This is a genomic window from Sphingomonas sp. GW821-FHT10C01 (genome assembly GCF_059415525.1).
Genome location: NZ_JBWKNK010000001.1, coordinates 2,265,550 through 2,277,693, shown reverse-complemented (window position 1 = coordinate 2,277,693; position 12,144 = coordinate 2,265,550). Strand labels below are relative to the sequence as shown.

Here is a 12,144-nt window from a genome sequence, read left to right as displayed (position 1 = left end):
GGATGACACGCGGTTGACGAAGTTGACACGAAAGGCCGTGTTTTTTCGGCGCGCCTCTGGCGGGGCCGTGGATTTGCGCCGGTAACGCGCCGCCTGCGCGCCGCATAGGCGACAGCGACGCGACGGGTACGCGACACCGACGCGACATGTAGGCGACAGCTGTGCGCCGGTTGTGGACGGTGACGCGCCGTTCATGCGCCATGACGTTGACAGGTGGTGGGGCACAGGGGGCTGCGATGTGGCGCATGTCGGGTCCCGTCGATCTGGGGACCTTTTCGATATGCCCGGACGGCGCCTGTAGGAAAGTTGTTTCTGCCGCCGGTCAGGCCGGGCGTGGCTGATCGGTCTCACGCAGCAGCCAGGCGCGGGCATGGGCCTCGTCCTTGCGTTCATAGACTTCGTAATGGAGGCCGGGGATCAGCGCGCTTTCGATCCGGCTGGCGGTGCGCACCCATTCCGCATCGGCCACAATGGCGACGCGATCGATCGCGCGGATCAGGCGGATGATGAGGGGGAGGTGCTTCAGCTCCTCGACGACCGCAGACAGCGCGACCGAGGGCGAACCGCGGACATCGGCGAGGATATCGAGCTGCGGCGTGGTGTCGAGGAGGGCTTCGATCCGGGCGAGCGCGGGCGCGACGTCGGCGGCGGTGAAATGGCCTTCCGCGACGATGGCGATGGCGCGGGGGGAGAGGGGGGTGAAGGTTAGCATGGGGTCCCTTGCTCCTTGAGTTCGATTGCTAGGTGTCGAGCTGGGTACTGTGTCCCCTAAGGGGTTGTCACAAACTTGAGCTGTTCATATCGATGAAGAAATGACCGGGGGTCCTATGTCCGAAGCCAACGCGCCTAGAGTGTTCATTTCGTACGCTTGGTCGTCTCCGACGCATGAAGCGTGGGTGATAACCTTAGCAAAACGACTTGTGGAAGATGGAGTAGACGTAGCACTCGACAAGTGGGACTTGAAGCCAGGCCACGATGCTCATGCATTTATGGAGCAGATGGTTGTCGATCAGACGATCACTAAAGTGCTAATGGTTTGCGATAAATCATATGTTGCGAAGGCCAACGATAGGGCGGGTGGGGTAGGCGTTGAAACGCAAATTCTGACGGCTGACCTTTATGGAAAGCGTAGGCAAGATAAGTATGCGGCCCTGATCACTGAACTGGATGGAGATGGCAGTCCGTTCGTTCCAGCCTATTATGGAGGCAGAATATATTTCGATTTCTCATCCGCAGATCGCGAAGAGGAGAGATACGAAGAGCTTCTAAGATGGATTTTGGACAAGCCGCTACATGTGAAGCCGAATTTGGGCAGTCCACCTCAATTCATTACGAACCCCTCGGCATCGGCTAGTGGTACGAATTCGAAGCTTCGGCGCGCTGAAGATGCAATCAAGAGAGGTGCGCCGGGTTCCTCGGCTTTGGCGAGGGAATTCGGTGAGGCCTTGATAGCGGAAATCTCCGCGCTGGAGCCCAAGTTTCCAGCGGGAGTTGAGCCGGATGAAGTGGTCCTTGACGCTTCCCAGCAAATTCGGCCCTATGTCCGTCAACTTACGGAGCTCGTCCTGACCAATGCACGGTACAAGGGTGATGTATTTACCGTAATCTTGCGTGTATTTGAATCGCTGGGGTCATTGATGTTTCGGACTCCGGAATCGGGATCGTGGCATACTTGGAAACACGACCCCTACAAGATTGCGGCTTATGAGGCGTATCTGTGTCTCATTGCGGTTCTAATCAGCGAGGAGCGATTTGATCTCCTCTCGGAAGCGCTGTCATATCCGTACTTAGTACGTAGCAATGGCGGCGGCAGAGGGCCAGCAACATCCAATTTCGGTATTTTCGCGCAGTACGCGGAGAGCCTACATCGCAGGAATGACCGTTTAAATCTTCGTCGCATGGATTTGCACGCGGACCTCATTAGCGAAAATCATGCGTCAACCGTTCCTCATTTTGAAGGGCTAATGGAAGCTGACTTCATCCTCTTTTTATCGGCGCAATCGAATAGCACGGACACGGTCGAATATCGATGGTATCCGCGCACGTTGGTGTATGCGGAGCGGCGGTTCCGTCCATTTGATTTATTTGCCCGTTCAGAATCTCGAAAATTCTTGGCTAGTTGGTCAAGCGCTGTTTTTGGGGGTAAGTCGTTGAATGAAATTAAGCAGTTTCTCATCGAGCTTCAGGGGAATTCGAGTCGGTACTATGACTATAATGGTATTGCGGTCAGGTATTTAGCGAACGAAGAAAATTTAGGTATTAGGGATTAGGTCTATCCCACGTTCACAAAACTATCCATCACCCGCTTTCGCCCGGCCTGTTCGAACTCGATCTCTAGCTTGTTGCCTTCGATCTCGACGATTTCGCCGTAGCCGAACTTCTGGTGGAAGACGCGCATGCCAAGCGACAGGTCGTCGCGGCCCTTGTTCCCTAAGCTCACCGCGCTGGCGCGGCTTTCGACGACGCGCTTGGGGGCGGTGGTGAAGGTCGAGCTGGGGGCGGCGGCGCGTTGCCAGCCGGGGCCTCGGCCGGTGCCGCGGCCGACATGGGCGAAGGGGTCGGTGTGCTCGCTCCAGTTGGCGCGCCACAGCGATGCGCCGCCGGACATGGTCGATTCCTCCTCGATATGCTCCTTGGGCAGCTCGCCGACGAAGCGGCTGGGGATCGAGCTGGTCCACTGGCCGTAGATGCGGCGGTTGGCGGCGTGGAGGATGGTGGCGAGGCGGCGGGCGCGGGTGATCGCGACGTACGCCAGGCGGCGTTCCTCCTCCAATGAGGCAAGGCCGCCTTCGTCGAGCGCGCGCTGGCTGGGGAAGATGCCTTCTTCCCATCCGACGAGGAACACGGTGTCGTATTCGAGGCCCTTGGCGGCGTGGATGGTCATGATCGTGACCTTGGGCTCGTCGGCGTTCGCGTCATTGTCCATGACGAGCGAGACGTGTTCGAGGAAGGCGCCGAGGGTTTCGTATTCCTCCATCGCGCGGACGAGTTCGCTCAAGTTCTCGAGCCGGCCGGCGGCTTCGGCGGTGCGGTCCGCCTGCCACATCGCGGTGTAGCCGCTTTCGTCGAGGATGATCTGGGCGAGCTCGGTATGGGGGAGGCCGCCGATGCGGGTGTCCGCCGCGTCGACGACGGGGCCCTCTTCGGGGGCGGAGCTGGCGTACATGTCGCGCCAGCGAGCGACGTCGCCGACGAAGTTGCCGAGCGCGCGGCGGGCCTGGGGCGTCAGCTCGTCGGTGTCGAGGATGCGCGCGGCGGCGAGGAGCAGGGGAATGCCCTCGGCGCGGGCGAGCTGGTGGATCTTGGCGATCGCCTTGTCACCGAGGCCGCGCTTGGGAACGTTGACGATACGCTCGAAGGCGAGGTCGTCAGCGCCCTGATGAACGATGCGGAGATAGGCGAGCGCGTCGCGGATCTCGGCACGCTCGTAGAAGCGGAAGCCGCCGACGATGCGATAGGGCAGCCCGGTGGCGATGAAGCGATCCTCGAACTCGCGCGTCTGGTGCTGGGCGCGGACGAGGATGGCGAATTCGTCGAGCGATTTCCCGTCGCGGCGCTGGGCGCCCTCGATCTCCTCGCCGACGCGGCGGGCCTCTTCGGGGCCGTCCCACACGCCGACGACCTTGACCTTCTCGCCCGCGTCCTTCTCGGTCCACAGCTCCTTGCCGAGGCGACCGCCGTTGTTGGCGATGACGCCGGAAGCGGCGGCGAGGATGTGGGGGGTGGAGCGGTAATTCTGTTCGAGGCGGATGACCTTGGCGCCGGGGAAATCCTTCTCGAACTTCAGGATATTCTCGACCTGAGCGCCGCGCCACGAATAGATCGATTGATCGTCGTCGCCGACGCAGCAGATGTTCTTGCGCTCCTGCGCGAGCAGGCGGAGCCAGAGATACTGGACGCTGTTGGTGTCCTGATACTCGTCGACCATGATGTAGCGGAAGCGCTGCTGGTACTGCTGCAGCACGTCGCGGTTGGTCTTGAGGATCGTCAGCATGTGCAGCAGCAGGTCGCCGAAGTCGCAGGCGTTGAGCGTGCGCAGCCGGTCCTGATACTGGGCGTAGAGCGACTGGCCGCGGCCGTTGGCGAACTGCTCTGACTCGCCGGCGTCGAGGTCCTTGGGCGTCAGGCCCTTGTTCTTCCACCCGTCGATCAGGCCGGCGAGCTGGCGCGCGGGCCAGCGCTTCTCGTCAAGGTCGTTGGCGACGATGAGCTGCTTGATCAGGCGCAGCTGATCGTCGGTGTCGAGGATGGTGAAGTTGTTCTGCAGCCCGACCAGCTCGGCGTGGCGGCGCAGCATCTTGGCGCCGATCGCGTGGAAGGTGCCGAGCCACGGCATCCCCTCGACCGCGTCGCCGACCAGCCCCCGGACGCGCTCACGCATCTCGCGCGCGGCCTTGTTGGTGAAGGTGACGCTGAGGATCTCCGACGGATAGGCGCGGCGGGTCCACAGGAGATGCGCGAGGCGCGCGGTGAGCGCGGCGGTCTTGCCCGTGCCGGCGCCGGCAAGGACGAGGACGGGGCCGTCGAGCGTGAGCACGGCTTCGCGCTGCGGCGGGTTGAGGCCGCGCAGATAGGGGGGATCGTCAGGTGAAGCTACGGGTACGGACATGGGCGAACAGTTAGAGAACGCGGGCGCTGCGGGCAAGCTGGCAATGGCGCGCGACTTGGGTCATCATCGTGACCGGGCGACCATATTCTGCAGGAGGGCCAATGCGGATCGGACGGCGAGAAGCGATGATCGGGGCGGCCGCGGTCGCGCTGGCGGGCAGGCCGGGACGGGCGATGGCGGTGGAACCGGTCAATGTGCCGATCACCCTGACCGAGAATCGGGTGATCGTGAGCGGATCGATCGGCGGAAAGGGACCGATACCGCTGGTGATCGACACCGGCGGCGAGATGGGCCTGATCAAGAACGCGGTGGCCGAGCAATTGAAGCTCAAGCGCATCGCCAAGCGATGGCTGAGGCTCGCGACGGGGCGGGAGGAGTTTGCGATCTTCGAGGCGCCGGACGTGGTGCTGGGCGGGCGAGTTCGTCTTCCGGTCCTTGCGCTGGCCGGAGTGGACCGGAATCTCGGCGCACGGGAGGCGGCGTCACTGCCCGCGCGCGTTCTGACGGTGGTCGATGGCGAGCTCGATTTCGACGCGGGGCTGTGGCGGGTCCATGATGGCGGCCTGACCGACCGCGCCGGCTGGACGCGGTACGAGAAGGGCATCGACCAGCGCGGGGTGAGCGAGGATACCCGCTTCCTGTTCGCCGAGGCCGCGCTCAACGGCCGGCGCTTTCGCTTCGGGCTCGATACGGGGATGCCGAGCATGATGCGCATCTACCGCAAGACGGCGGAAGCGGCCGGGCTGTGGGATGCGCCGCGCTGGAGTCCGGGCGGAGCGGGCGGCAGGACGCGGCTGATCCGCCCCGAGACCCTGGAGATCGCGGGCACCACGATCCAGCGCCCGCTGGTGCAGATGCGCGACGATCCCGATTGGAAGGAGTTCGACACGGGCCTGATCGGACTGCCGTTGATCCGCCTGTTCAACCTGGCGACCAGCAACGCGGATCATGCGCTGTTCCTGAAGCGCAATGCCCAGGAGCCGCAGCCGGTGCGCTACAATCGGGCGGGCATGTGGCTGGATCGGGCGAAGGACGCGAAGGATGTGTCCGTCGTCGGCGTCGTGGGGCCGGGCAGCCCGGCGGAGACGGCGGGCATCAAGGTCGGTGACCGCTTGTCGGGCATTCCGTTCGGCACGCTCATCGATCGCACCAGCGAGCCGAGCGGCACGAAACTGGCGCTGAACGTCGAGCGCGACGGCGCCACGCGACCGGTCGAGCTGGTGCTCGCGGATTTCCTGTAGCGCGCGGCAGGCGCTTGAGGCAGGAGAGCGGCATGTGGGAAAAGATCAAGGGCCGCTTCAACTCGCGGCGTCTGGTGCTGATCGTCGCGCTGGCGGGCGTGGCACTCTATGTGGGCTGGCGCAGCGGCGGGTTCGACGGCCAGCCGGAAGAGAAGCCATGCGTGGCGGGGCGCAATGAGATCAAGGACGACAAGGGCCAGGTCGTCCAGGTGACGCGCACCACCTGTATCGAAGAGAAGAAGTGACGGCGCACAGACGCCGCATGAACTGGGGAGTGATGGATGGACGCTGACCGGGCACGGCAACGCCGCGCGCTATGGGCGAGCTTCGTAGGCACGGGAATCGAATTCTACGATTTCTATATCTACGCGACCGCCGCCAGCCTGGTCTTCGGACAGATTTTCTTCCCCAAGGGCGACCCCGGCGTCCAGCAAATGGCGGCGTTCGCGACGCTGGCGGTGGCGTTCTTCGCGCGGCCGGTGGGCGCCGCGGTGTTCGGCCATTATGGCGACCGCATCGGGCGCAAGACGACGTTGGTCGCGTCGCTGCTGACGATGGGCGTTTCGACGACATTGGTGGCGTTCCTGCCGACCTATGAAATGGCCGGGTGGATCGCGCCCTTTGCGCTCTGCGTGCTGCGCTTCGGCCAGGGCTTTGGCCTGGGCGGCGAATGGGGCGGCGCGGCGCTGCTGGCGGTGGAGAATGCCCCGCCGGGCTGGCGCGCGCGGTTCGGCAGCGCGCCGCAGATGGGCGCGCCGGCGGGGTTTATCGCCGCCAACGGCCTGTTCCTGATTCTGTGCATGGTGATGACGCCGGAACAGTTCGCCGACTGGGGATGGCGTATCCCGTTCCTGCTGTCGGCGGCTTTGGTCGCAGTCGGGCTGTGGGTGCGGCTGAAGCTGGGCGAGACGCCCGAGTTCAAGGCGAGCCTAGCCGAGGCGCCGCCGCCCAAGGTGCCGCTGGGCGAGGTCGTCACGCGGCATGGCGGCGTACTGCTGGGCGGGACGATGGGCGCGGTGGCGTGCTTCGCGACCTATTATATCGCGACCGCGTTCCTGCTTGGCTGGGGGACCAAGTCGCTGGGCTATGCGCTGGAGGATTTCCTGGGCGTGCAGCTGGTCGCGATCCTGTTCATGGCGGCGGGCATCTACCTGGCCGCGTGGCTGGCCGACGCGAAATACGATCCGCGCCGCGTGCTGGCGGGCGGGTGCGTCATGGTCGCGGCGAGCGGGTTCGTGATCGCGCCGCTGATGGGCGGCGGCCTGATGGGCGTGTTCGTGTTCCTGTCGCTGCTGCTGTTCGCGATGGGCTTCGTCTATGGCCCGCTGAGCGCGTGGCTGACCGACCTGTTCCCGCCGCGCGTGCGCTACACCGGCGCGTCGATGACCTTCAACATCGCGGGCGTGATCGGCGGCGGGCTGACCCCGGTGATCGCGCAGGCGCTGGCAATGAAGGACGGGTTGGCGCCGGTCGGCTGGTATCTGAGCGCGGCAGCGGCGTTCAGCCTGGTGGCGCTGCTCGCCCTGCGACCCAAGGCGGCCTAGACCGCGCGCAGGATCGTCAGCTTCGCCTTGCCGTGGACGCGTTCGGCATCGACTTCGAAACCGGCGACCTCGATCGCCTCCGCCTTGGCGGTTTCGATGCTGACCCAGGTGGCGGGGCCGATCCAGCCGAGACGCCCGAGCTTGTCGAGCGCGACCGATCCGGCGCCGGTGCCATAGGGCGGATCCATCAGGATCACGTCCATCGGTTTTGGCGCGGGGCCGAGCGCGAGGACCGAAGTGGCGCGGATGTCGGCGCGAACGCCGAGCTTCTCCGCATTGGCGCGCAGGGCATCGAGCGCCGCGCGATCCTGTTCGACGAACAGGCACGACGCGGCACCGCGCGACAGCGCCTCGAACCCCAGTGCGCCCGAACCGGCGAAGAGATCGGCGACCGCCAGATCCTCGAAGCTGCCGACACGGCTGGCGAGCATCGAGAACAGCGCCTCGCGCGTGCGATCGGCGGTAGGGCGGGTGGCGTCGCCCTTGGGCGCGGCGAGCGGGCGGCCACGCCATTGACCGGCGATGATCCTCATTTACGCGGCCCCTTCTTGCCCGGTCCCTGCTTGCCTGGTCCCGACTTGGCGGGCGGGCGCGGGCGGCGATCGCCCGAACGATAGTTGCGCTTGGGACGGTCGAGCAGCGGGCCGGCATCGTCGTCGATCCGAGGACGGGCGGGCTTGCCCGGCTTGGCTGCGGTCGTGGCGCGCGGATCGGCGTCGCGACGCGACGCGTTGTCGGAAGCCACGCGCTGCCGCCGGCGTTGGCCGACGCCGAATTTTTCCGGTCCGGCGGGTTTCCGGGCCGCCGGTCTTGCGCGCTCATCCGAAGACCGGTCGTCCCGGTTTGTCGGTGCCTGCCGTCCTGCCGCCTTGCGGGGGGCGTCGGAACCTGGGCGCGCGTGCCGGGCAGCGCCACGGCTGCCGGGCTTTGCTGCGCCGGCGCCTGGACGCGCATCCGAACGCGGCACAGCAGGCGATCCGGCGCCGGGCCTTGCCGCCGGCCGATCCGGGGCCACGGCCTTGCGGCGATCGGCGCGATTGGCCGGTTGCGCGGTATCGGGCTGGTCGGTCTCGGCAGGCTCGGCGTCGATCTGCACCGCTTTCGGCTTGTTCGACAGCTGCAGGTTCGATGCGGCTTTCCCGCCGCCCGGACCCGCGAGTGCCTTGCGGAACAGGATCAGGTCATGCTGGCGAATTTCGTCCACCGCGCCCGGCGGCATGTCTTCCAGATGGAACGGGCCGTAGCGAGTGCGGATCAGGCGGCTGACCTTGAGGCCGAGATGCTCGAGCACGCGGCGGACTTCGCGGTTCTTGCCCTCGGTCAGGGTCAGCTCGATCCAGACATTGGCGCCGGTGCGGCGTTCGAGATTGGCGTTGATCGACCCGTAGCGCACGCCCTCGATCTCGACGCCGAGCATCAGGTCCTCGAGCTGTTCCTGACTGACATTGCCATAGGCGCGAGCGCGGTAGCTGCGCTCGACGCCGGTGGCGGGCAGCTCGAGCAGGCGCTTGAGCTCGCCGTCGGTGGTCATCAGCAACAAGCCCTCGGTCGCGAGATCGAGGCGGCCGACGGGCATCAGGCGCGGCAGGCCCTTGGGCAGTCGATCGTAGATCGTCGGGCGGCCCGCCGGGTCGCGTTCGGTGGTGAGCAGGCCCGCGGGCTTGTGGAAGCGGAACAGGCGCGCGGGCGCGGCCGCGGCAACCTGTTCGCCATCGACGGTGACGCCGTGCAGCGAGGCGAGGACGGTGGCGGGGGTCGTGAGGACTTCGCCGTCGATCGCCACGCGACCGTCGGCGATCATCCGCTCGACTTCGCGGCGTGACGCGATTCCGGCACGGGCGAGCAGCTTTGCGATACGTTCGCCGGCTTTGGCGCCTTGCGTGGACGAGTCTTTGGGGGATGAGGGGGACATTCGCCGCGCGATACAGCGGGTTGGCCTCCGGCGCAAAATTCTTGTGCGACGGGAGCCGCGAACGGGCTAGTGCGTTCTGGCCGCGTAACAGTGTGGGTGGGTTATGTTGTTCGGAAAGAAGGCACGGCGGATCACACGGCTCCTGATCGTCGAGGACGAGCCGCTAGTCGCGTTCGATACCGAACACTTCCTGATCGAAGAGGGCTTCACCGTCGTGGCCACCACCGATTCGGTTGCCGAGGCGATCGGGCATCTTGGCGGGCGCAGGCCGATCGACCTGGTGCTCGCCGATCTGGGTCTGCGCGATGGCGATGGCGCCGATGTCGCCCGCGCCGCGCAGGCGAAGGGCGTGCCGGTGCTGATCGTTACCGGACGTCGGCTGGACGAGGTGGCGCCTGTGGGCCTTGGCTGCCTGTCCAAGCCCTATCCCCAGCGCGATCTGTTGCGCGCGATCGCGATCGTCGAGACATTGCTGGACGGCAAGACGCCGCGCCGGGTGCCGGCCAGCCTGAAGCTGTTCCAGTCCGTCGCCTGAAGGGCTTTGCTTCCCAGCATTTCCCGCTAGGGTCGCCCGATTGCCGGACAAAGGGGCGGGGATGCAGCGTACGGAAGACAAGAGCGGCTTCGGCTATGTGATCGCGCAGTTGGGGCTGGTGGGTGCGCTGGCGTCGCTGATGCTGCCTTGGATGACCGCGACGCTTCCGGGCGGGCAGGCCGTGGTCGGGCGCGGGATCGATATCGCGTGGGGTGTCACCGGTGAGGGCATCAAGCTCGCGCCGTCGATGACTTTCAACATTGCGCTGCTGGTCGCGCTGATCACGCTGGGTGCGAGCCTGATCTGGCGCCGTCGCGGTGGCGCGTCGATGCTGGTCGCCGGGAGCGTGGTGACGCTGGCGCTGATCCTGATCGCCGCGCTCTACACTATCTATGCGCCGCCAAAGGCATTGCGCGAGGCGGGGGCGGTGTTTGCCCCGTCCTTCGGCCTGTTCGTGGGCGCGGGTGCGCTGCTGGTGGCGTTCTTCGCCGCGCGCGCCGCCGCACCGGCAAGCTGGCGCGAGGAACTGCCCGAGGCGGTTCGGCCGTATTTCGAGACCGCGCCGCTTGCCGCGCTGGCGCTCGGCATCTCATCGGGCTTTCCCTATGCGATGATCGGCGCGACGCTGACATCGCGGCTGGCGCAGCAGGGGATCGACAAGTCGACGATCACCGCCTTCACCCTGGCGATCCTGGTCTATAATCTCAAATGGCTATGGGCGTGGATCGTCGATGGCGTGCGCATTCCAGTGCTGGGACGGCTGGGGCAGCGCGTTTCGTGGCTGATCGTCTCGGCGATCCTCGTTGCCGCGGCGGTGGTCAACCTCGCGCTCACCCCGCCCGATCCGAACAATATCGCGCCGATCATCACCGCCGCGATCCTGGTCGGTGTGGCGGGTGCAACCTATGACATCGTGATCGACGGGTTCCGCATCGAAATCCTGGAGCCGCGCCAGCTGGGCGTCGGATCGGGCATGTCGCAATATGGCTGGCGTATCGGCTCGGCGAGCGCGGGTGCGCTGGCGCTGGTGATCGCGGCACGGATGGGTTGGGAAGCGGCCTATATCGCTTGCGCGCTGTTTGTTCTCCCCGCGGTAATCGCCGGAATCATCGTCGGCGAGCCGCCGCGGCATCGCGAAGCGGCGCAGCGCAAGGGCATCGGACAGGTCGCGCGATCGATCTGGGGCCCGTTCGAGCAGTTCTTCACGCGCGAGGGCGCGCTGATCGTCTTGCTGTTCATCCTCGTCCACAAGCTGGGCGACACGTTGAGCCAGCTAACCGTGCGGCTGCTGTTCGACGATCTCGGCTTCAGTAATGACGAGATCGCTTTTTACGACGTCGGCCTGGGCTTCTTCGCGCTGATGATCGGCATCTTTGTCGGCGGCATCCTCTATGTCCGCATGGGGATGAAGCGCTCGGTGCTGTTGAGCCTGGTGCTGATGGCGGTGTCGAATCTGAGCTTCGCGGGTCTCGCGGCGGTCGGCCATTCAAACGTGGTGATGGCGGCGGCGATGTGCTTCGAGAATTTTGCGAGCGGTATCGGCGGGGTTGTGCTCGTCGCCTATTTCTCGGCGCTCACCGACCTTCGCTATACGGCGGCGCAATATGCGCTGATCTCGGCGGCGGCGAGCATCGTCGGGCGCTTCATCACTGGCACCAGCGCGGGATCGCTGATCGAGACGATGGGCTATGTGAACTTCTACCTGTTGACCGGCGCAGTCGCCGTGCCGGGCATCGTGCTCTTCTGGTGGATGATGCGTACCGGGCTGGTCGACCGCTCGATCGGCAACGCCGGGACCGAGGGCAGTCCGGCAGCGGAAAACGCACCCGAGCCACCGGTGATCCGCAGCGGGTCCTGACCGGTCAGGTCTCCAGCGGAAGCCCTAGATCGGCGAAAGCGTTGGCGAGCGCATGGGCGGTGGCGAGGACGCCATCGACCTGACGCACTCCCAGCAGATCCGACAGCAGGACATGCGCGCGGGCGGGATCGTACGGCGCGCGGGCGATAATCTCGATCGTCGCGCTTTCGGCGGCGGTCATCCGCGCGCAGCACCAGGGCGCGATCTGGATCGGGCCGGCCGAGGCGGTCGACATTTCCGCCATCAACGACCGCAGCAGGATCAGCGGGCGACGGAAATCGCGGCCAAAGGCGGTAACGAACGCGTGCGCGGCGGCGGCATCATTGAGGCCGCCCGCGCCCATCTGACGGATGCCGAACAGCAGCAGTCGCGCACCGGGATCATCGGGCTGAAGGCGGGGAAGGGCGAGGCCGAGGGTGGCGATTGCGGTCATGCCGAGGACTCC

At 65.6% G+C, this 12,144-nt stretch carries 11 protein-coding genes; 6 read left to right on the top strand and 5 right to left on the bottom strand.

Annotated elements, in window-relative coordinates; all coding sequences use genetic code 11:
• Positions 1–322: 322 nt before the first annotated feature.
• The gene (locus AC07M1_RS11145) at positions 323–712 is read right to left on the bottom strand and encodes a SpoIIAA family protein (RefSeq protein ID WP_495162608.1); all 390 of its coding nucleotides are present in this window, start codon (positions 710–712) and stop codon (positions 323–325) included.
• Between the two features lie 115 nt (positions 713–827).
• Between AC07M1_RS11145 and AC07M1_RS11140 the strand changes: the two genes are divergently transcribed.
• On the top strand, positions 828–2,270 hold the full coding sequence (locus AC07M1_RS11140; protein WP_495162607.1) for a toll/interleukin-1 receptor domain-containing protein: 1,443 nt from the start codon (positions 828–830) through the stop codon (positions 2,268–2,270).
• A 2-nt stretch (positions 2,271–2,272) separates the two neighbouring features.
• Here AC07M1_RS11140 and AC07M1_RS11135 read toward each other — a convergent pair whose 3' ends face one another.
• On the bottom strand, positions 2,273–4,609 hold the full coding sequence (locus AC07M1_RS11135) for an ATP-dependent helicase (RefSeq protein WP_495162606.1): 2,337 nt from the start codon (positions 4,607–4,609) through the stop codon (positions 2,273–2,275).
• Positions 4,610–4,710: 101 nt separating this feature from the next.
• Between AC07M1_RS11135 and AC07M1_RS11130 the strand changes: the two genes are divergently transcribed.
• From AC07M1_RS11130 to AC07M1_RS11120, 3 genes are read left to right on the top strand one after another with little or no spacing between them, the layout of a single operon-like run.
• Positions 4,711–5,850 carry an aspartyl protease family protein gene (locus AC07M1_RS11130; RefSeq protein ID WP_495162605.1) on the top strand — a complete coding sequence of 380 codons (1,140 nt, stop codon included), beginning with the start codon at positions 4,711–4,713 and terminating at the stop codon, positions 5,848–5,850.
• A 32-nt stretch (positions 5,851–5,882) separates the two neighbouring features.
• A complete protein-coding gene (locus AC07M1_RS11125; protein WP_495162604.1) occupies positions 5,883–6,095 on the top strand; it encodes a hypothetical protein in 213 nt (70 codons plus the stop codon).
• A gap of 36 nt (positions 6,096–6,131) precedes the next feature.
• Complete coding sequence (locus AC07M1_RS11120) at positions 6,132–7,394, top strand: MFS transporter (protein WP_495162603.1); 1,263 nt, start codon at positions 6,132–6,134, stop codon at positions 7,392–7,394.
• On the opposite strand, the gene rsmD is transcribed toward AC07M1_RS11120, so the two are convergent.
• Both rsmD and AC07M1_RS11110 read right to left on the bottom strand, forming a co-directional pair.
• Positions 7,391–7,927 (bottom strand): 16S rRNA (guanine(966)-N(2))-methyltransferase RsmD, encoded by a 537-nt coding sequence (gene rsmD, locus AC07M1_RS11115; RefSeq protein ID WP_495162602.1) that lies wholly within the window; start codon positions 7,925–7,927, stop codon positions 7,391–7,393. The genes AC07M1_RS11120 and rsmD overlap by 4 nt on opposite strands.
• Positions 7,924–9,306 (bottom strand): pseudouridine synthase, encoded by a 1,383-nt coding sequence (locus AC07M1_RS11110; protein WP_495162601.1) that lies wholly within the window; start codon positions 9,304–9,306, stop codon positions 7,924–7,926. The genes rsmD and AC07M1_RS11110 overlap by 4 nt, the downstream gene beginning before the upstream one ends.
• 103 nt (positions 9,307–9,409) lie before the next feature.
• Here AC07M1_RS11110 and AC07M1_RS11105 point away from each other — a divergent pair, with 103 nt between their 5' ends.
• Both AC07M1_RS11105 and AC07M1_RS11100 read left to right on the top strand, forming a co-directional pair.
• Positions 9,410–9,841, top strand: a complete 432-nt coding sequence (locus AC07M1_RS11105; protein WP_495162600.1) for a response regulator — start codon at positions 9,410–9,412, stop codon at positions 9,839–9,841.
• Between the two features lie 475 nt (positions 9,842–10,316).
• Positions 10,317–11,699 (top strand): AmpG family muropeptide MFS transporter, encoded by a 1,383-nt coding sequence (locus AC07M1_RS11100; protein WP_495162850.1) that lies wholly within the window; start codon positions 10,317–10,319, stop codon positions 11,697–11,699.
• Positions 11,700–11,703: 4 nt separating this feature from the next.
• Here the strand turns inward: AC07M1_RS11100 and AC07M1_RS11095 are convergent, their stop codons facing one another.
• Entirely contained in the window at positions 11,704–12,132 is a 429-nt protein-coding gene (locus AC07M1_RS11095) for a DUF6628 family protein (protein ID WP_495162599.1), read from the bottom strand.
• Positions 12,133–12,144: the final 12 nt, after the last annotated feature.

Excerpts from the sequence above, each read along its gene's own strand:
- AC07M1_RS11145 (WP_495162608.1), bottom strand. The coding sequence starts at position 712 with ATGCTAACCTTCACCCCCCTCTCCCCCCGCGCCATCGCCATCGTCGCG.
- AC07M1_RS11120 (WP_495162603.1), top strand. The coding sequence starts at position 6,132 with ATGGACGCTGACCGGGCACGGCAACGCCGCGCGCTATGGGCGAGCTTC.
- AC07M1_RS11135 (WP_495162606.1), bottom strand. The coding sequence starts at position 4,609 with ATGTCCGTACCCGTAGCTTCACCTGACGATCCCCCCTATCTGCGCGGC.
- rsmD (WP_495162602.1), bottom strand. The coding sequence starts at position 7,927 with ATGAGGATCATCGCCGGTCAATGGCGTGGCCGCCCGCTCGCCGCGCCC.
- AC07M1_RS11140 (WP_495162607.1), top strand. The coding sequence starts at position 828 with ATGTCCGAAGCCAACGCGCCTAGAGTGTTCATTTCGTACGCTTGGTCG.
- AC07M1_RS11105 (WP_495162600.1), top strand. The coding sequence starts at position 9,410 with ATGTTGTTCGGAAAGAAGGCACGGCGGATCACACGGCTCCTGATCGTC.
- AC07M1_RS11125 (WP_495162604.1), top strand. The coding sequence starts at position 5,883 with ATGTGGGAAAAGATCAAGGGCCGCTTCAACTCGCGGCGTCTGGTGCTG.
- AC07M1_RS11095 (WP_495162599.1), bottom strand. The coding sequence starts at position 12,132 with ATGACCGCAATCGCCACCCTCGGCCTCGCCCTTCCCCGCCTTCAGCCC.
- AC07M1_RS11130 (WP_495162605.1), top strand. The coding sequence starts at position 4,711 with ATGCGGATCGGACGGCGAGAAGCGATGATCGGGGCGGCCGCGGTCGCG.
- AC07M1_RS11110 (WP_495162601.1), bottom strand. The coding sequence starts at position 9,306 with ATGTCCCCCTCATCCCCCAAAGACTCGTCCACGCAAGGCGCCAAAGCC.